Source organism: Caballeronia sp. 11_S32 (genome assembly GCF_056930355.1).
The window spans coordinates 231,931-251,997 of record NZ_JBXOWH010000004.1; the positions used below are offsets into that span (position 1 = coordinate 231,931).

General features: G+C 55.6%; 14 protein-coding genes. 10 read left to right on the plus strand and 4 right to left on the minus strand.

Annotated features, from left to right (window positions below):
* Nucleotides 1-254: 254 nt before the first annotated feature.
* From AC1Z32_RS27125 to AC1Z32_RS27150, 6 genes are all read left to right on the plus strand, one after another.
* On the plus strand, nt 255-1,484 hold the full coding sequence (locus AC1Z32_RS27125) for a Rid family hydrolase (protein ID WP_483481933.1): 1,230 nt from the start codon (nt 255-257) through the stop codon (nt 1,482-1,484).
* A 69-nt stretch (nt 1,485-1,553) separates the two neighbouring features.
* Entirely contained in the window at nt 1,554-2,726 is a 1,173-nt protein-coding gene (locus tag AC1Z32_RS27130; protein WP_483481934.1) for a hypothetical protein, read from the plus strand.
* A gap of 253 nt (nt 2,727-2,979) precedes the next feature.
* Nucleotides 2,980-4,419, plus strand: coding sequence for an ABC transporter substrate-binding protein (locus tag AC1Z32_RS27135; RefSeq protein ID WP_483481935.1), 1,440 nt, complete (start codon nt 2,980-2,982; stop codon nt 4,417-4,419).
* A 9-nt stretch (nt 4,420-4,428) separates the two neighbouring features.
* On the plus strand, nt 4,429-5,373 hold the full coding sequence (locus AC1Z32_RS27140; protein WP_483481936.1) for an ABC transporter permease: 945 nt from the start codon (nt 4,429-4,431) through the stop codon (nt 5,371-5,373).
* Entirely contained in the window at nt 5,370-6,365 is a 996-nt protein-coding gene (locus AC1Z32_RS27145; protein WP_483481937.1) for an ABC transporter permease, read from the plus strand. Before AC1Z32_RS27140 ends, AC1Z32_RS27145 begins: the two co-directional genes overlap by 4 nt.
* Nucleotides 6,366-6,508: 143 nt before the next feature.
* Complete coding sequence (locus tag AC1Z32_RS27150; RefSeq protein WP_483481938.1) at nt 6,509-8,065, plus strand: porin; 1,557 nt, start codon at nt 6,509-6,511, stop codon at nt 8,063-8,065.
* A gap of 83 nt (nt 8,066-8,148) precedes the next feature.
* Here AC1Z32_RS27150 and AC1Z32_RS27155 read toward each other — a convergent pair whose 3' ends face one another.
* Nucleotides 8,149-8,904, minus strand: coding sequence for an IclR family transcriptional regulator (locus AC1Z32_RS27155; protein ID WP_483481939.1), 756 nt, complete (start codon nt 8,902-8,904; stop codon nt 8,149-8,151).
* 86 nt (nt 8,905-8,990) lie between these two features.
* On the opposite strand from AC1Z32_RS27155, the gene AC1Z32_RS27160 reads away from it, so the two are divergent.
* Nucleotides 8,991-9,350: a (2Fe-2S) ferredoxin domain-containing protein gene (locus AC1Z32_RS27160; RefSeq protein WP_483481940.1), complete on the plus strand. Its 360-nt coding sequence runs from the start codon at nt 8,991-8,993 to the stop codon at nt 9,348-9,350.
* Nucleotides 9,351-9,770: 420 nt separating this feature from the next.
* Nucleotides 9,771-10,736 (plus strand): DUF6602 domain-containing protein, encoded by a 966-nt coding sequence (locus AC1Z32_RS27165; RefSeq protein WP_483481941.1) that lies wholly within the window; start codon nt 9,771-9,773, stop codon nt 10,734-10,736.
* Nucleotides 10,737-11,893: 1,157 nt separating this feature from the next.
* Here AC1Z32_RS27165 and phoU read toward each other — a convergent pair.
* Nucleotides 11,894-12,601, minus strand: a complete 708-nt coding sequence (gene phoU, locus AC1Z32_RS27170; protein ID WP_483481942.1) for a phosphate signaling complex protein PhoU — start codon at nt 12,599-12,601, stop codon at nt 11,894-11,896.
* 81 nt (nt 12,602-12,682) lie between these two features.
* Nucleotides 12,683-13,057, minus strand: a complete 375-nt coding sequence (locus AC1Z32_RS27175) for a hypothetical protein (protein WP_483481943.1) — start codon at nt 13,055-13,057, stop codon at nt 12,683-12,685.
* 1,328 nt (nt 13,058-14,385) lie between these two features.
* Here AC1Z32_RS27175 and AC1Z32_RS27180 point away from each other — a divergent pair.
* Both AC1Z32_RS27180 and AC1Z32_RS27185 read left to right on the plus strand, forming a co-directional pair.
* On the plus strand, nt 14,386-15,390 hold the full coding sequence (locus AC1Z32_RS27180) for an ABC transporter substrate-binding protein (protein WP_483481944.1): 1,005 nt from the start codon (nt 14,386-14,388) through the stop codon (nt 15,388-15,390).
* A 78-nt stretch (nt 15,391-15,468) separates the two neighbouring features.
* Nucleotides 15,469-16,821: a 2-hydroxycarboxylate transporter family protein gene (locus AC1Z32_RS27185; RefSeq protein WP_483481945.1), complete on the plus strand. Its 1,353-nt coding sequence runs from the start codon at nt 15,469-15,471 to the stop codon at nt 16,819-16,821.
* Between the two features lie 116 nt (nt 16,822-16,937).
* On the opposite strand, the gene AC1Z32_RS27190 is transcribed toward AC1Z32_RS27185, so the two are convergent.
* Nucleotides 16,938-20,015, minus strand: coding sequence for a DEAD/DEAH box helicase (locus AC1Z32_RS27190; protein ID WP_483481946.1), 3,078 nt, complete (start codon nt 20,013-20,015; stop codon nt 16,938-16,940).
* Nucleotides 20,016-20,067 lie beyond the last annotated feature (52 nt).

The following is a 20,067-nucleotide window of genomic DNA, read 5'->3' on the forward strand; positions in this document are numbered from 1 at the left end:
AATGCGCAATTTGATCGATGCGATACCTACTTAAGTATCGGTAAAAATTGAATAATTTCGAATGCTAGCTTGCACAAAAGTAGCATATAAGCGGCTGATCTACTACGGGAAATCCCTGCCGATTCTCCGAAGATAACTGAAAAATTCATGCTCAAGAGTGGCTTGACGAAGACGCCGTCGTTGTCTTAAATTCGGTTTAACGGATTTGCTCTTCCGTTAAAGAGAATTGTGATTAACCTCGGAGGATTGAAGACATGCTGACCAAAGTTGCCAAACGCGAATCTATTTTCGTTCCGGACGAACCCCAGAATGCACGTACGCCGCACATGTCGCGCGTTGCTGACTTCGTCTTCTCTAGTGGTATCTACGGGCGCGGATTGCCGGACGGTACGACGGGCGTGTACGTGCCCGGCCTGGTCGGCGGTGACGTGGAGACCGACCCGGAAGCTCAAGTCGTGAAGGCGTTTGCGACGATGCGCAAGTATCTGGAGGCAGGTTCGATCAGCTTGGACAGCGTCGCGCTCGTGAACGTGCACGTGCGCAACGAAGCGATGAAAAAGCTCGTTTATCGCGAGTGGGACAAGCTGTTCCCCGCAGACCAAGGCCCGGCCGGCCACGTCATCGTGCCGCCGAGCTTCCTGGACCCGAATACGCATGTCGCCCTCGACTTCATCGCCCGACCCGGCACGAAGCGCGAATCGTTCGTCGTCGACGGTGAACCGCGCTATGGCACGCTGCCGCACGCTGTGCGTATCGGTGACGTCGTTTATATCTCGGGCCTGAACGGCCGCGACATCGTAGGCAAGCCGAAGGGGGAGCAGAACCCGGCCGAGCAGATGGTCATCTGTCACCAGCGCGTGGCACGTTACCTCGACGCTGCTGGCGCAACGCCGGATGAAGTCGGCTTCCTGCGCAACTACGTGCGTTACCGCAATAACCGCGAAATCATGAACCCGGAGTTCAAGAAGCTCTTCGGTGAAAAGATGCGCGCGGAAGCACCGGCCCGCAGCACGCACGTGCAGCCGAATCTGCCGTACACATACGAACTCGAAATCTGCAACGTGACGGCAGTGAAGGGCGCAGCGCAAGAAGGCGCCTACGTGGCCGCCGCTGGCAATGAATGGGTCCGTCCGCACGCAGAACCGATTTCGGATACGGCCAAGCGCGGCAACATGCTCTTCTCGTCGCGCGTTGCCGGTCGTGAGCAAGCGGATGGCACGAACGAAGAGCGCATGGAAATCCAAATCGCCAAGTCGTTCGAAAGCCTCGTCTCCCACCTTAAGGCAGCTGGTGGTTCGCTCGACACGGTTGGACGTCTGGACGTCTGGGTCGACGGCCTCGCAGCCAAGTTCCTGCACGACCGTCAGTGGGACAAGATGTTCGGCAGCGTGGAAAGCGCTCCCGCAGCTCATATCCATCACCAGTCGGAAGGTCTCGTTCCCGGTTGGCATCACCGCATGGAGTTCACGGCGTTCGTCGAGTAATACCAAAACTGGACGACGGGGTGTGGCCCGTCGTCCTACCAGCGTGTCCTCAAAGCGGAGAGCAGGGAAATGAGTCAACAGCAAGTTCAACGGCAAAGCCATAACGTTCGAAGCCATGTTCTGAACGGAACGGCTCCTCACGCTGCCAGCGTCGGCGGTTATGTTTTTTCGTCCTCGGTCAATGGTCGCGACGTGCTCAACGGTGATGATGTCATCGAGCTGCGTCCTCAAGTTGCTGCGGCGTTTTCGAAGATGAAAGAAGTCCTGCAGGAGTCGGGCACCGATATTGACGCAATCGGCCTTATGACGGTCAACATGGCGAACCACGGTGAGGTCCGCGACGCCGTGCTCGACGAGTGGAACAAAATGTTCCCCAACGGACAGGGTCCGGCCACTCATTTGCTCGTCCCGCAAGGCGGCTTCCCGAAGCCGAATACGTTTCTCGGTATTCAGTTCGTGGCGAAGGTTGGTGCGAAGCGTCGTAGCTTCATCGTCGACGGGCAAAAGCAAATTGGCAATCTGCCCCACGTGGTCGAGCTGGATGACTTCGTGGTGGTCGGTAGCATCGAACCGAGCGAAGCAGGCGGCGCGAAGTCGGTATTCGATCAGTTGGAAGAACGCCTTGCAGTTGTCGGCGCGACACGCGAACACCTTGGCTACCTCCGTACCTACAACTCGGATCGCGATGGTCGTGCCCAAGCGCAAGACGCCTTCGCGGCTTTCTTTGGCGCCCGACACGACCCGAAATTGCCTGCCTATCTCTCGCTGGTGATGCCGGATATGAAGGAGCGTGGATGGTTTGAAATGTCCCACGCCTTCGCGGTGAAGAACAGCAAGCCTGCTGGCTTCGTCTTCGATAGCAGCATACTCGACGTAAAAGACCGAGTCGGCGCGGACGTTGCCATTCGCGGCCCCCTCTTTTTCAGCGGCGGCATCTCCGGCCTCAAAGGTCCTAACGGCCATCGCGAGACGGAACCGGAATCGCAGGCAGGCCGGATGTATCAGGCCGTTGGAGCGGCGCTCGAGAGCGTTGGAGCTTGCTTCGGCAATCTGGGCAAAGTGAATATGTGGCTCAGCGGGAAGCCATCGAAGGACCTCGCGCTAGTCGGCTGGAAGCAAATCTTCGGAACCGCTGACCAAGGCGCTCGCGACAAGACGCCGGCGAGAACGTTCCTGATTCATGCACAGCCCGCGCTGGATGAGGACGTCCGCGTGGAGGTAGAGCTTCTTGGGGCCATCTAGGGTTCCAACGACTTCAGCCGAGGGGCAAACTGTAGAGCAGACGGCAGCGAATCGGCACTAGACCGCAAACGACTGCCGCTCTTAATAGGAGACGAAAGTGCCGGGAATTTCGCGGAGAGCGTTCTTGCAGACGAGCTGCCTGCTGCTCGCGCCGACATTAGAAATTAGCGCGACGCCGGCGGCGGTCGAACTACCCGTGAGGGCGACTCGGGGAGGCCGGGTCATAATCCGACGCACTTCTGCCTGGACGACGATGGACCCGCACACGGTCACGAACGTCGACCCCGACTACCCGCTCGTGTTTGATTATTTGACCCGTTACGTGCGAAATTCCCAAGGAAAGTTCGTCGTCGCGCCGGGTCTTGCGAAGAAGTGGACCCTCAACGAGAACGAAAGTATTGACTTCTTTCTTGAGGAGGGCGTGATTTTTCACGATGGCTCAAAGTTCGATGCGTCGGTCGTCGCGTGGAACCTTGAGCGCATGTTGACCAATCGCCGGTCAACAGCGAAAGGCAACCTCGAAAATGTGTCACGGATAGAGGTCCTGAACCCATCTACGATTCGCGTGCATCTCTCGAAGCCGAACGCCGCACTTCTAGTGAATCTCTCTTCAGCCGCTGATGGCTTGACCGCCATGCTCTCGCGCGAGCACGTCAGCAAGGTTGGCGACTCCGGAGCTGCACTCCAGCCCATTGGAACCGGCCCTTTCATGTTCCAGGAGTGGGCGGCGCATTCGAAGGTCTCGTACAAACGATGGGACCAATATTGGGTTCGGGCGTCGGGTGGCGCGCGGCTTCCATTCCCGGATGCGGTCGACACTGTGCTCCAGGCAAATGACCAGACCGCAATCCTGCGTCTGCGCTCCGGTTCATTCGATTTGGTCGACGGCATTCCAGGCAGCCAGATTGAAAATCTCGCGCGCGACAAAAATGTTCGAGTCGAGTTGACCCCGTGGCGAGTGAACTTCTTCGCCTTGGCATTTAACGCCCGACCAGGGGCGCGCTTTCAAGGCGAACAAGCCAAGAGGATTCGCCAAGCCGCATTTGCTGCCATTGATAAGAATGCAGTCGCGCACGCTGTCGGCCACACCCTGGGGCAGCCCGCCTTCTCGCCCCTCGTCGAAGGGCAACTCGGTTACACCGACAAGCTGCGTGGGCACGAGTTCGACCCGGCAAGAGCACGACAGCTTCTTCGCGAGGCCGGCGTGACAGGGCGGCTGAAGATGACGCTCACCATCATCTCCCGCCAGGATGACAACATCGCGGCGCAAATCTATCAACAGATGCTGGCCGATGTCGGCATCGACGTCACGATTCAGACACAGGATAAGGTGTCTTGGGTCTCCAGAATCCGCACCGGCGACTTTGAGCTTGCATCGTATTTTTCCAGAGGCCGCCCTGAAGCAGATGGCGCACTGACTAGCTTCTTTGGTGCAAGAGGCGTTGCGAATTATGCGGGGCTCAAAGACCCCGCTATCGAGCGACTGCTGGAAGAGGGGCGTTCAACGTACGACGATGCGAAGCGCCAATCCATCTACGAGAGGTTGCAGGAATTGGTCCACGAGCATGCCTACTACAACTTCGTGTGGGCGCGGTCTGGGGCGGTCGCTTTATCCAAAAAGTTGCTGGGTTATGTTCCGCCTTTCTCAGGAACCGTACCTGACGCAACGACGATTGCATTGGCCGCCCGATAAGGAGACGAAATGGGAAGCTATCTGCTGCGTCGACTAGCCTCGCTTGTGCTGGTCTTGTTACTAGTCAGTTTTCTGTCCTTCAGCCTCATCCATTTGGTACCTGGAGATCCGGCGGCGGCCGTGCTCGGGGACCAGGTAACTGATGCCGTCCTGTATCAGCAGGTGCGGGCCGACTTGGGATTGGACAAGCCCTACGTGGTGCAGTACGGAATCTGGCTCGGTCACCTGTTGCAAGGTCATCTGGGCGTGTCAATCTCGGGTCAACCTGTGCTCGACCAAATCATCGAGGCGCTCGGACCGACGCTGATGCTCACAGTCATGACGGTTACTGTTGCGGTCCTCGTCGGCGTATCTTTGGGTCTCGTCGCAGGAACGAACATCGGAAGCAGGCTGGACTCGTTCATCTCCACGATGTCTATCTTCGCTTTCTCTGTTCCTGGTTTTCTCGTGGGCATGCTTTTGCTGTACAGCTTCACGGTTCGTTGGCCGATCTTGCCGAGCGGAGGCTACGTGCCATTCACCGAGCATCCTCTTGAATCGGTGAAGAGTTTGTTGCTGCCCTCGCTATCGCTTGGCACTGCGTTCTCTTCCGTGGTCTTGAGGCAGATGCGCGGAAGCGTCGCCAAGACGATGCGGCAGGACTTCATAACTGTGGCTCGGGCGAAGGGCTTGTCTACGCGCGTGATCGTGCTTCGACATGCCTTAAAAAACTCTTTGATTCCGGTGCTGACCATCATCGGGCTCCAGACCGGACACCTATTCGGCGGAGTTGCAGTGGTCGAAACCATCTTCTCAATTCCGGGGATGGGGCATCTGGCAGTCGACTCCATCTTCTCTCGGAACTATCCAGTCCTGCAGGCAGTGATTCTCGTAACAGCAGTGCTAGTGATGCTGGTGAACCTCGTCGTCGATTTGCTGTATGCGGCAGTAGACCCGAGGGTTCGGTACCAATGAACAGTTCACATGGCCAGCGACAACGGGGCGCCCCGATTCGCGCGCAAAACGAGACCAAAGCTGAAGCTGACAAGGACAAGGATATGTTGAAAGCAATATCTGCTTCCTCCGGGAAGAGCGAATTCGGCGGCAAATCGGAGAGAAGGCGTAAGCGAATGTCGCCCAACCGAGCTTTATTGCTCCGCGTGCTTCGGTCAAGAATTGGCGCGCTGGGATTGAGCGTCGCTGTTGCGTTCATTCTTATTGCGATTTTCGCGCCGCTCATCGCACCGTTCAACCCGTACCGCATCGACGCGTACTCGACACTTGCTGCACCATCGATGCAGCACTGGTTCGGTACTGACGACCTCGGGCGTGACGTTTTCTCACGCCTCATCTACGGAGCACGCATTTCTTTGGAGGTTGGCTTTCTTAGCGTCACCTTCGCGATCTTTGCCGGCGGCGCAATCGGCCTGATTTCCGGTTACATCGGAGGCATCGTTGACGAAGCTGCAATGCGAGTTATGGATGCCATTCTCTCGTTCCCGGCCATTCTACTTGCGTTGGGCATTACTGCGGTATTGGGCTTGGGGATTGTGAACGTCATCATTGCGTTGGCGATTGTAAAGACGCCAACGTTCGCCCGCCTCGTTCGCGGCGAGGTGCTTACTCTGCGCGAAGAAGAGTACGTGATGGCCGCCAGGTCACTCGGCTTCGGCAACGCTCGCATCCTGTTCCGGCACATTCTCCCGGGCATCGCGCCAGTTCTAACCGTGCAATCAATGATTCAGGTCAGTCACGCGATTGCTGCAGAGGCTTCGCTGTCCTTCCTCGGCGTCGGTGCCGCACCGCCGTCTCCGTCGTGGGGCACGACCTTGAGTAGTGGGTTTAATTATCTGGAATCTGCACCTTGGCTTTGGCTATCACCGGGCCTCGCAATTTTCCTCCTCGTGCTTGCATTGAACATGTTCGGTGACGGTCTGCGTCGAGCTGTTGAGCCTCGTTCCGACTAACAGCACCGAACTGGCGAGCGGTCGCCTAGGCCCTCCTTTCTAGCTGCACCAAAAAACAACCGTCGAAGGCGGATGTGGGTAGTATTGCCCGCTGCTTTTGAATGGAACAGACATTCCCTTGAAGGGAAGTAGTGGAGACAGTCATGAACGGTGGAGTTCGCACACCTCGGTCAATAGCAGCATCGGTCATAGTGGCAGCTCTGCTGACGCCGACGGCTCATGCTTTAGCTGAGACGACTGACGAGAAGATTGAGGCTCTGCAGGCAAAAATAGATGCTTTGCAACGCGAGTTGGCGCAAATTCGCACGGCATCGAACCCGACATCAGGACGGGAGCGCGTCAGCGCAAAACAGTCGCCGCCTACCGCCGTCGCCATGGGAACGGACCGGGCTGTAGTGGACCCTGTCATTCGCGACCCAGAGCTTCGCCCGAGGCCGCCTTCGGAATCTACACACTACGGTTTTCTTATCGGCTGCCCGGACACAGAGAACTTCTATGGCGATGAGAAGAACCCGGTAGTGATTGCGGCCGCGCCTCCGATGCTGCGAAAAAGAGACGATCCCTCAAAAGGCTTCAAGATTCCAGGGACGGATACTTGTCTTCGTCTTGGCGGTAGAGTTCGTTCCGATACGACCGCTCAAAACTCTTTCACAACGGCTCAAAACAACTTCAACTTCCGAACGCGCGGCTATCTCGGCTTCCAGACGGTTACCCCTACGGCATGGGGTGACCTTCGCCTGAATTTCGACACGCTTGTCGAGATGGATACGGTCAAAGGGAATTCGGTCACGCTCGACACGGCCAACATCCAGTTTGGTGGATTCACGGTGGGTGTGCTGGAGCATTCGCTGTATGACATGTTCAACACGAATTATCTCGGTTATACCGGAGGCAATCAGAACGGGCGTGGCTCGGATTTGCAGCCGACGACGGCTCTCGCATACACGCATCAGTTCGGTAAGCTGACAGCGACAGTGGCCTTAGAAGATACGGTTCCACGCCGAAGCGGCGTTGGGACTTTCAATAACAAGTCCAATCCGCTGGTATTCGGAAATACGACCTTGAACTTCGCCGGTGAAAACCAACCGGACTTGCTGACGCGGTGGCAATGGTCGGATTCCTGGGGGACGGTTTTGTTCTCATCTGCGCTGCACAAGACGGGAGCTGTTGCTTCATCAGCAACGGGTAATCCGTTTGGAAACAACAGCACGCACGGTGACAATGTCTTGGGATACGCGTTTCAGGCCGGCGGACGCTTCCGCCTCACAGCCCATAACTACCTGACTCTTCAAGGGTCCGTGGCACGTGGGGCGAACTCCTACACAGGCTGGACGACTGCGAATTCAGGCGCCGTCTCGATGCCTGTCGCCGATGTCATCTATGACTCGAACGGCGGAGTCCATCCGACGAGCAGTTGGTCCGGTGTGCTGTCGGTTGAACATATCTGGAACGCGCAATGGCGACAGGCTATCTACGCGTCCTACGGTCTCTTGAATCAGTACGGCCCGAACTACGACGCGCGCATAGCATCGTTCGGCCACGTACTTTCGTGGACCCCCGTGTACAAATTCACCGTGGGTTTGGAACTGTTCTACGGCCATTACACGCAAATGCCAAAGATGTTCACGCAGGCGAATGGCGCATCAGAACCCAAGTCTGGCGTGTTTACAGCGCGCCTCCGACTGCAACGTGACTTCTGACGACGAAGGCTCTTCAAGCTTCAGGGAGCTGGTAGCTCGAGAGGGCCGGTTCGCTCATTAGCAGCGAGACCGGCTTTTTCTTCTCAAGAGAGCTTAGACGTCACCTCTTTGGCGGTCTCTTTTACAAGATTGACGAACTTTGCTTCGTCCTCGCCATCGAAGCGAGTCTGCGGAAGACCGAGTCCAATGACGCCTTGCAGTCGATTGTGGCTGTCTACGACTGGTGCTGCGATGCCGACTCCTCCTCGTTTGGAAACGCTGATGGCGTAACCGCGCGAGCGAATTAGTTCGAGTTGCGCCGGGTCTACGAAGGATTGGCTTGCCTCTTGCGCTTCGGGCGATGCTAGGAGCGCGTCGCGCTCCGCTTCGTCCACTAGCGCAAGTACAAGGCGGCCGGCGGCGCCGGACTTGAAGACCGCTGTCGGAACGTTGATTTCACGAACATGCCGCACCGGGTGCATGGACTCGATCGATTCGATGAAGACAATCGTATGGTCGTGTGAACGGTAGGTCGCGAACCAAGCAGTCTCTTCGGTTTGGTTGCGAAGCTTGGTCAGATACGGCCGCACCAATTCCTTCGGGGAGGCTTTCCCGGCGGCACTCTGTACAAGTTGCATGAACTTCAGTCCGAGAGCGTAACGACCGCGATTCGAGTCCTGCTGAATGAGTTGTTCTTCCTCTAGCATCGCGAGCACGCGATGGATGGTGCTGGGCTTCTGATTAATCCCCGTCGCGATTTCGCTAAGCGTCGCACTCTGCTCCTTCATGCTGGCCATGTAGGCCAACGTTGCGAAAGCCTTCGCGATTGGATTTCTTTCTCGTGGATTTGTCGTTGACATCGCGAATTCCTAATATCGGGGAAGGATTGCCTGATGGAGACTTATTTCCTACAATGCATTATATGTTGCCTTGAGAGGAATTAGCAATGTCGGCACCAACTGTCCAGACGCCCTATTATCGGCTGCACGCCTTCCTCTGCACCAATCATCGCGGACCGGAAGACCCACGTGGTTCGTGCGCCGCTCGCGGGTCGAACGAACTGCACAAGCACTTCAAGCGCAGATTGAAGGAGTGGAAGATCGAGGGCGTGCGCGTCAACGCGTCGGCTTGTCTGGAACGCTGCAGTCTCGGCCCGACCATAGTGGTCTACCCGGAGGGTGTCTGGTATTCGTGCCAGACGGAAGAGGACGCTGACGAGATTCTCAAGTCTCACGTGCTGGAAGGGCGTCCCGTCGAGCGGCTGATGCCGGAGGAGCGAAATGGTGAGCAGGAAGCGTCAGAATGAACGAATCGTTCTTAAGTCGCGTCTCTCAGTGCCATGTTGCGATCTGAACCTATACCCTGCGGATGCCGGGTTCGCGTTTGCTGAACGCGTAAGTATTGCGCCGTAAGGCCGTCGCGTGACTCTCTTTTCGATGTATGGCCACATCGAAAAACATCGTTTGAGCGTTCGAGCAGCAATGCCGGTGAGGGATGCACTCGAACCTGCTCTCCCGGCAAATTGCAGCCGCTTCAAGTGCGGACTTCAGCAATCGGCCAGCACAGCCCGTGGTCTATGCGCTCGCAGCGTCTCTCGAATGCCAATTTGGTAATGGAAAGCAGACACACGAAAATGGTCCTCGGCATCAGCATATAAGCCCCGAGGGACACTTCGGTGTAAGGAAAGCCGCTAAAATTCACGCATAACCAACACTTTGATAAAAGCATGGCAGACGCACAAATTCACGATCTTGCAGACTTCTTGCGGCGGGCAAACATTACCTTGAAGGACGAGTACGATCGCGTTCAACGGCGAGTGCGAGAAGATCCCGGGACGGCCGGCGATCAGGGTGAAGAAAATTGGGCGGATTTTCTACGCGGCTGGTTACCGAAGTCATACACCATCGTTACGAAAGGGCGGATTATTGGAGTGGATGGACGCATGTCGCCACAGATCGATATCCTCGTCCTTAAACCTTCCTATCCTGCTGCGCTCGTTTCGATCAAAACCTATCTAGCCGCTGGCGTGGCGGCCGCATTCGAATGCAAGATCACGGTACGACCTGATCACATTCGCGATGCCGTGCGCACTTGTTCCTTGGTGAAAGACCTTTTTCAAGCGCGCTCCGGCACGCCTCAGCGAGAGTTGCATTCTCCGATCGCTTACGGGCTGCTTTGTCATTCACACGCATGGAAGGCGGATGCCTCGAAGCCCTCGGAAAACGTTGCGTCGCAACTCAACGGTGCTTCCGAGGGCGTTACGCATCCTCGGCTTCTCCTGGATGTGCTTTGCATTGCTGATGTTGGAACGTGGTCTAACCAGATTTTTTCTTTGCAGATGCCACAACCGACGTTGGTCAATGGTAGGCCAGTTTTAGGTGATCCGTCCCAGAGTACGGTTGCGACTGCATTTGTAGCTTCGACGGTCGAAGAAAACGAATCAGCCGGTAAATTTTCGCCAGTCAGTATGCTTCTCTGGTCGGTGTTCCAAAAGATAGCGCGAGAAGATGCGACCATGCGCGACTTGGCCGAGTACTACCGCCAAGTCAATGCTGCAAACGGAAGCGGCAAGTTTCTTCATTGGAATCCACAACTGGTGTATTCGAACGGCGTCTGCAACCGCTTACTCTCGGAGGATCCGTTTGTTGGGTCGTTTGGGGTCGACAACGAGTGGAGCCGGATGTTTCACTAGTACATTTGGCGTGTTGTCCTCGATTTTCGTCGATCTTTTGGAAGACGCGGATGTCTGCTTAGCCCACACAGAGCTGCCTTTGGGAGGGAGCAACGGCCAACGGCTGGAATGAGTCGGGTGCCGAAATTCACGCCACGTTGCTTGGAGACGCTTGGCAGCACAATCCATCCAGGTTCCCAGATTCGAATTCTCCCGACCACCGAGTTAGCGGGTACCTAGACAATCTTCTTTCAGGCGGCACGTCTTTCTGACCGCTAAGAAGACTTGGCACATCGTCAAGGGCGCGCGGGTGTACCTCATTTCCTTTCTCCAATCTCGTTACGTAATGCTCGTTCAGGGCATCTGCCAGGACTCGCTCATGTTCGAGATTGGCACGAAGATCAAGCGAGAAGCGTTCGCCCTACCGGTTCGTATGACGAAGCTCGCGTGTCGCATAAACCGCTGAAAACAGACCGACAAGCAACGCGCCAGATGCAAGGACTTCATCGAAAGGGCTAGCGGCGTGCACATACGTTGCGTAAAACAATAGACCAATTCCGATGCCCGTAAAGAACAGGCCGAAAATGAGCCCCCAAATTGGACCTGCGCTTTCAGACCGCAATTTTTGAGACATCTTCATCAATCTCCCCCATCACCTTGGTGGGTTACGAGTGCGGGCGCCGCCGAAGCGAAGGCTAACCTGGCTCGCCACAACCGCAGAGGTCATCAACCAATCGCTGACCGGCGCTGCAACCGCCCATCAGAGCGTCGCCCTCCGAGGAAAACAAATGATTGCGCGTCTCGCCGAATCGCAAAGGCGAAAATACAGCGACGGGCAAGTCAGGGCGAAGGATCCTGACCGTGGCGACATACCCGACATGAGAGGCGACGGCTATCGTCGGACGCCGATTGAAATCGGTCTCAACGCTGACCTCGATGCTGAAGCCCCGATACTGATACGTACGATGCATCGACTGTCTCCTCGACTGGCAACTCAAACTACGTCTGATGCGCTGCAAACCGCCTGTGCACGGCAGCCGGTACGCTCAAGCATCAGGTAGGTGGGCAGTACAGCAAACGCTCGCGGCGAATCACGCCATCACTAATCCGGCCGACCGCCTTGCAGTACCGACGTACGCGGCCGAGTGAGCCAAGAAAAGCGCACCAGCTGCGGGTTCTCAATCACCCAAAGCTTGGCGCTCAAGTTGCTCCTTGGGAAGATGCCGCACATCGGTGCCTTTCGCGACATAGATGACGAGTTCTGCCAGGTTCGTTGCATGGTCCCCAATGCGCTCGATGGCCGATGCAATGGACAGGTAGTCGAGCGCCGACGAAATAACGCGCGGATGTTCAGTCATAAACGTTGTCAGCTTGCGCATGAACGCGCGGTATTGCTCGTCGATCGCCTCGTCCTCGCGCACAATCTGTGCGGCAGCAGCGACATCAAGCCGAGCAAATGCATCGAGCGCTCGATGGAGGATGGCGACCGCCATCTGACCGGATAATTTGATTTCTGCAGTGTTGATGATCTTGCCTGCCTCGTCATCCGCAATGCGTCGGGCGCGCTTCGCGATCTTGCGTGCCTCATCGCCCGCGCGCTCCAGATTGGTGACGGCTTTCGAACTCGCCATCAGCAAACGCAGATCTGATGCGGTCGGCTGACGCCGCGCGATGATGTTGCCGCATTCGGCATCAATGTCGATTTCCATCGCATTGAGCCGATGCTCCTGCGCAATGACCTCGTCGGCCAGTGCCAGATCGAAGCGATTGAGTGCCTCCATGGCATTGATCAATTGCGATTCAACAAGCCCGCCCATCTCGAGCACGTCGGTCACAATGCGATGTAGATCAGAGTCGAACTGGCTGGATGTGTGTTTGTCTGCCATGCAAATATTCTCCTCAACCGACGCCAGAATCTCGATGTGGATGCTTCGGCAAGTCCTCGCATGAAAAATCGCGAACTCGAGCTAGCGGCATTTTGGTGGTCGGCCAGTCTTGATCTTTTCGACCGCTGACGCAGCGGCGCGCAAGTGCTCTTCGGAAGCGGCCTCAAGCAAAATCAGACCAGCACGCAGAAGCTCACTCTTATTCACGAGTACGCCTGCATTAAGGCATCGCTGTGTCAGAGTCGCGATTTTCTCGTAGTCGGATCGCGGCATCGTGAAGGTATCGCGCACGACCTTCTCCTTCTTGACATGCTCCTTCTGCGGCGCAAGGACGACGACGGGAGCCAACTCAAGACGGACTGCGCGCTTCTTCTTCCGAGCTTTCGTTTTGGTCAGTTGCCCACCGGCGGCGGGCTTCGATGCTGCTTCCTTTTTCTTGGTGGCCTGGCGCGTCATGGTCGCTCGCAACTTTCAAGAAACGATACAAACAGTATATAGCGAAATATTTCGAGATGTAATGCGCTGTCGGCTGGCGCAGTGATCGCCCATAGCAAGGCGCGCTGCCAGCACTAGAGAGCAGACCTGGAGGATCTGAGGAGGGAGTTCAACGCCCAGGCTCGCTTCCGCGAACGTCTCCACGTTGATAGTTCGATTAAATCAAGTTCGCGCAATCGATACCTTGGCTGCAGCTAATGCAGTGATGTGGTTGGAGCAATCGTGGAAATCTTGCGCTAGAATAACTGTATATTTATACAGTGTTTTGGAGCCGGATCGTGAATCGCGCTGCCGTTCATGCTCAACAGATACGTGGCCCGGAAGATCGAGCCCGGTCCATCGACACCCTGCTCGACTCAAGTATGTATTCCGAGGCGGGGGAATAACTTATGGTAGCCACGCCTGTTCCAAGAATGGGCGCCGCAATCGAGGAAAGCTCGTATCAGGCTCAGGCTCTAGATTTCCAATCGAACCGATAATCGTGCAATGTCCTGAGCGAGATGCGGTGTAGGCGCGCGGGGCGGGAGGCATCTAGCCCCTCGATTGTGCGCGGAAAAAGGGCGGGGACATCGCTCTCTTGGGAAATGATCAAAATGCCATCCGAGCATCCCTGAAAGCTTCCTGCGGCGAAGCTTGGCATTGCGAGCGCGAGTGCGTTCTGCCGCCGATACTTCAACTGCGCGACGATCCGTCGAACGGACTGACGTCAGCGTTCCTTCCGCGCGGCAAACCGCCATCTCCACCTCCGACTTTTTGGCCGCATCGCGGACCGCGACGAAGGCAAACCTCGCAGCCAGCCACGCCGCTACCCGACCATCCCATCAGCCACAGTCCAAGCGGCGGCGGGCACCGAGTGCGCGTCAGAGCCCCCTCCTTGTCGGCCGGTAAATTGCATTTAGAACGCACGTCCAGCACTTATAAGAGGGCGGAATAGGGTAAATACTAGCAACAACGGGCTCCCAAAATGCGTTTGTTGACCATAGAATGCAGTCAACGTAGGCGCATGAGAGACACTCGATGAGCCGTCAGTCGCCGCAGGCTTCCACCCGATTCGGAAACGTCGCCGACATAGTGCGCCCGGTACTTCGCTAAGGGTGCGCCCGTACGTGGGACACCGCTCGGATGCTTGCCGGAAACGTCTTGCGCGGGCAAACGGGGGGCGCACGCGCGAGCGCCATCCTTCATCCGTGATTCGAGTGACGGACTGTTCGGCTATCAGGTTCCCGAGCGGCGCGACTTCAGAGCGCTCCGTTTGGCCTCTTAGAAACACATAAAAATGGAGACGGTTTATGAATCGAATGATTCGCCACACTACGCTTGTCGCAGCTGCTGTTTGTGCGTTAAACGCTACCGGCGCAATGGCTGCGGAGAAGATAACCATCATCGTGGGCGGCATAAATAAGCTGATCTACCTGCCGCCGAAATTGGCAGAAAACTTAGGGTATTTCAAAGACGAAGGGCTGGACGTTGAACTTCAGTCGCAGCAGGCGGGTGTTGATGCCGAGAACGAGCTGCTCGCGGGAGCAGCACAAGCAGTCGTTGGTTTCTATGACCACTCTATTGATTTGCAGGCGAAGGGGAAGGATGTAGAGAGCATCGTCCTCTTCGGGCTTGTGCCGGGCAGCATGGAGATGGTGCGAACCGACGCGGTCGGCCAAATCAAGAATATGGGCGACATCAAAGGAAAGACCCTTGGAGTCACGGCGCTCGGTTCTTCTTCGTCATTCCTCGGCCAGTATCTTGCGGCGAAGTATGGGCTCAAGACATCCGACTACTCGATGCTGCCAGTTGGTGCAGGAAACAGCCTGATCGCTTCGATCAAACAGAAGCGCGTCGAAGTTGCCTGGACCACCGAGCCTACAACGTCGCTCCTGCGAGCGAGCGGAGATGCGAAGGTGCTTGTTGATCTCAGCACCGTCGAGGGAACGAAGGCGGCACTTGGTGGACTCTATCCCGCTTCCTCACTTTATGTGGACAGCAAATGGGCGCAAGCACATAAGCCGGAAGCAGAAAGGCTCGCGAGGGCGTTCGTTAAAACGTTGAAATTTATCCAGACGCACACTGCTGAACAGATCGCAGAAAAGATGCCTGCGGACTATTACGGTGGCAACAAGGCGCTTTATGTTCAAGCTTTGAAAGCATCGCTTCCGATGTACTCGCCAGACGGAAAGATGCCAGAAGGGGGGCCGGAAACGGTACTCAAGGTCATGACCGCCTTCAACCCGAACATCAAGGGCAAGCACATCGACTTGTCTAGAACGTACACCAACAGCTACGTCAATCAATCCAATTAAACGAGGTAGAAGGGAGCGTCGGTAATACTTGGCACCGGCTCACCTGCGCCTTACCGATTATCTTTTAGGAGGCAAGTAATGGAACAGGCGCGCAATCTTTCCACGCCGGCTGCTGAAGTATCCGGTGATAGAAAATTCTGGCCGCACGGATGGTGGAAAATCGTCGAAACACGAGTCGGAATCATCCCGCTACCGGTGTACTTGTTATTGGTCGGCCTCGTCGCGACCTTCGTTGCTACCGGCAAGGTTCCTGGCGAGATCTCGATGGCGATAGCTGTCCTTGTCGTTTGTGGTTTCACATGCGCAGAAATCGGCAAGCGCTTGCCTATTTTCAAGAAGATCGGTTCCGCAGCGATCGTAGCGACCTTCTTGCCTTCGTTTCTCGCCTTCCATCATCTTTTGCCGCAGAAGTTGCTCGACATGGTGACGAACTTCACTCAAGTCAGCAACTTCATGTATCTGTTCATCTCGTCCATTATCGTTGGCAGCATCTTCAGCATGGACCGCCATGTTCTCGTACGCGGTTTTGCGAAGATCTTTTTCCCGCTTGCAGCAGGATCGCTGGTCGCCGCAGCGGTCGGAACGGCTGTGGGAACTTTGCTCGGACTTGGTGCCAAGCACACGCTTCTGTACGTGGTGATTCCTATCATGGCAGGTGGCGTCGGCGAGGGCGCGATTCCGTTGTCGGTCGGTTACGGTGAGATTCTCAACATTCCGCAGGGGGACGTGTTCGCTCAGGTACTTCCCTCGGTCATGATTGGCAGCTTGTGCGCAATCTTGTTCTCTGGCTTCCTTAACTGGGTCGGCGAAAAGCGGCCGCACCTGACCGGAAACGGGACGCTGCAGCCCAAGAGCGACATCGCGGAGGAAAAAGCCGATGAGGACGAGGTTCCCTCGACTCCCGATGTCAATACCGTCGCCGCAGCAGCAATCACCGCGATCTCCCTTTACCTTGTTGGCCTGCTTTCTCACCGCCTTCTTGGCTTACCTGCGCCCGTGGCGATGCTTTTCGTTGCCGTCTTTATCAAGGTCGGTAGGTTCGTGTCCCCGAACCTTCAGGGAGGCGCGCGAATCGTCTACCAGTTCTTCTCAACCGCTGTCACGTATCCGCTTCTGTTCGCGATTGGTACCGCGATGACCCCGTGGGATAAGCTAATCGCCGCAATCAATCTTCCCAACGTGGTCACTATCGCAAGTACCGTCGCAGCACTCATGGCAACCGGCTTTGTCGTAGGACGACGTTTGAAGATGTATCCCATTGATGCTGCAATCGTGAATGCTTGCCACAGTGGTCAAGGCGGCACGGGCGACGTGGCGATTCTCACCGCTTGTAATCGGATGAGCTTGATGCCATTCGCGCAGATCGCGACGCGGATTGGCGGCGCACTGACCGTAACCGGAACACTGTTGGTGCTTGCACGGCTCCACTAGATCGCTTGTGGACTCGGGCGCATTTTTCTCTGGGAATCTTCGCCTACGTGGACAGCGCGGTCGAGCTCGCGCCAGGGAATGTGCGCGAGCGTCGGACGATCTTCCGCGACTGGTAGTTACTTTGACACGAATACCTTCATAAGCACGTCGTTATTGGCGGCGACGGATTGCCAACTGTCAAGCAATTGGAACGCTTGCAGCGATTCGCTTGTGGCTTTGCTCCCACGCGACATTTGTGTCTCGAAGTTTTTGCGCGAAAACGAGTTAGCAGCGACAATCCACAGCTCTTTGTTCACGGAGGGTGCCGAGCGTCGAGAAGCTAAAGTGCTCCAAAGCCGACGCAACGTGTCCTTATGCTGGTTCGGGGTCATTGCTGTGATATCCACACGTTTTTTCTCAAACAGTCGAATGCGATGGACCGATGGATTGGAACCTGCGTCTGGCCAAGAATCAGCCATGCGGGCCCAGTTGCCTGTCGTCAGCGTGTGGTCCCGGGACACCAAATATTCCAGGTTTTTGATCGCTTGGCTCCCCACTTCTGCGATCGAACCAGCGGGAGACCGTGGTTGCTTGGCCGCGCCTCCACATTTGATATGAACGAAAACAAGCTTCGTTGGAGACGACAAAATAAAGTCAGCCGGCTCCGTTCCCATGTCTGTACAGAGCATTAGGTCCAGATCAGAGATATGGTCGAAAAGCGGACCTAAGTTGGTTAGCGTCGCCAGCGGATCTGCAATGCCTTTAAGCCGGTCGATGACTCTGAAGACGGAGTTTGCTCCGAATTCATCGACGCTCGTTCCACTTTCGTCTTTTTCTGACAAGACCGGATCTAGTAGCTCGGTTAGGCCAATGATTGTTCCGCCGAGCTTCGACTCGTTAAGCTTAAACCCAGCATTCGACGGTAGAGTGACTTGATAGAAATCGCCGTTAAAGTATGAAGTGCCATCGGCGTAGAGTATCTTCAACTGTGCACCGTTTAGCAGATCTACGAACATGCCATCCGATTCCGCGCCGGCTGGAGCTTGATTGTCGTTGAAATACAGCACATGCTCGTCGCACGACAAAACGGGCGTGTCATTGTCGTACCTTAGTTGGAACTTCAGTCTTGGAGCGGTGTCGATGAACGAAAATCCTGCATCGAATTTTGCATAGACGAAACTATTGTCAACCAGTACGCTTCGATTCTTCCACCGGACCAGCAAAGGCGTCTTGCAATCTGACAGGTCAACGATGATACTCACCGGCGCAGCGATTGGTCGGGTGTTGACAGGTCGAGCGTAGGAACTCAAAAGAGGGCTGCGGTTTTCCTTTGGTACGCGAATAACTGCGGCGACTTCGCGAAGCCAGATGTCCAGCCCCTCCAAGGAGAAATTCCTGTGCATCTGGTCCGACACACGGCCTGACCGAATTCCCAAGTAGTAGCTGCTGTGTGGTTTTTCGGCAATATCGACATTGACAATTTTGACGGTCGCCAACGCGTATGAGGAGTTGCTTTGGCTGAAGCCCACGTTCTCCAGGTTCTTGCCGCGCATAGCCGTCCTCTCGGGGCGGCGGGTGCTTGTGGAGATTGACGAGGCGTGGGCTTCCCGAGTAATCGCTGTGTGAGAACGTGCAGCTAGCGTCAGAAGAGCGTTGACATCGATTGCAGAACTCAATCCATAATCAACAGATTCGGAAAATTTTCTGTTCCGACTATCGAAGACCGCGACGAATTCGTCGAACTCACGCAAGATCGTCACTTCAAGCGATGGCTCGAAGAACAGGTGTTCGTCCAAGAACCGGGAATTTCTGAAGCAAACTGAGAGAACGACATTCATCCCGAACTGGTTGAACCTGCAGCTGACCAACTCACCGTTGCGAGACGAATCCCAGATAAGACGGTCAGTAGCTGCTGCCAAGCTAAATTCAGCACGCTTGCGTATCAAACAGACTGATGCAAGAGGTATCTTAAGTGCCGATTTAATGTCGATTGATCCCAGCTCGAACTTCTTTCGAAATGATGATCCGAAGTAGCTTACGTCCGGAAAGCCGTTCAAGTAGTTCTTAAGAAGCTCTGCTATGTTGAGAGACTTGAGAAACGCTTCGCGCTTCACAGGCGAAGCCAAATAGCTATCGAATTCGCGATAATTCCGCCACATCGCGGCATTCGCTTCGCTATGGCACTCGATCACGTGCGACGGGTAGTTATTATATTTTCGAACAATTCTGCCTACCGATTGTACGAGCTCACGCCCGCTGCCGACGTCATAGGTCAGGACGAGAAGTTTGGCTTGCGGCACATCGACGCCTTCATCGAGCATATGCTGATGAACGATAACCTCCCACGGCGACTGATGTAACTCGCTGGGAACCGCCGATCGATTGTTTTCCGTCGGTGTTTTGGCGTATTGTTCGTGCACTGCTAGTGTCTTGAAACGAGGCGCGCAAATTTTGAAATACGTGTCAATCTCTTCAAACCGGCTGCATTTAATGATGCATTTAGCGCTCGGATATTTGGCAAGAAAATCGTGAATCTCCTTTACCAACTGATCGGGCTCAATCTTCGCAAAACTTGGAGCTTCAAGGACTTTATCTTTGACGGCTTCAGAAAACGTGTAGATGTGACTGTGCTCGGGATCTATATCAAACACAAAGAGGTCGTTACGGTAGGGGGTCGCCGTAACCACAATCTTTTTGGCCGAAAGTCCACGTGTTATGAGGCTCCAAGTAGGAGACGGTTCGGAATGACCCTCATCGACGATCAGCAAGTCGACGCGTTCCTTCAATGTGGCCAAATCTGTCGCAGACAAGCGCGATAGCTTTTGAAAGGTAGTGACCGAAATGCCGGGCGTCATGTCTGGGCGAAACTCATCGTGGACTATTTTTCGCGGAAGATTTCCTTGAGGAACCATCCGTTCGAAAAACTGCCCGCTGATGTCTCGAAGAAGTTGCTGACGCACGGCTGCACGATGACTGATCACCAGCACGCGCCGTTGCGCACAAAAGTGTGCGACGACGGCTATGACGCCCGTTTTCCCCGCGCCTGTGGGCATGCTAAGGAGGCAGGCTTTCGAAGGTGCATGTTTTCGTAGGAAAGCGGAGATCTTTGTAAGGCTCGCTCTCTGTCCAGTCCTCAACTTCCGCCACAAAGCTGGATCTAGTCCTTTTAAGTCCATTATTCTTATCCGTTTTTTCGACAGCGGATAATACCGCATCTCAAGCTGCGTTCGAGGGACGTTCGTCGGGTCCAGCTCGGACTTAGGGAGC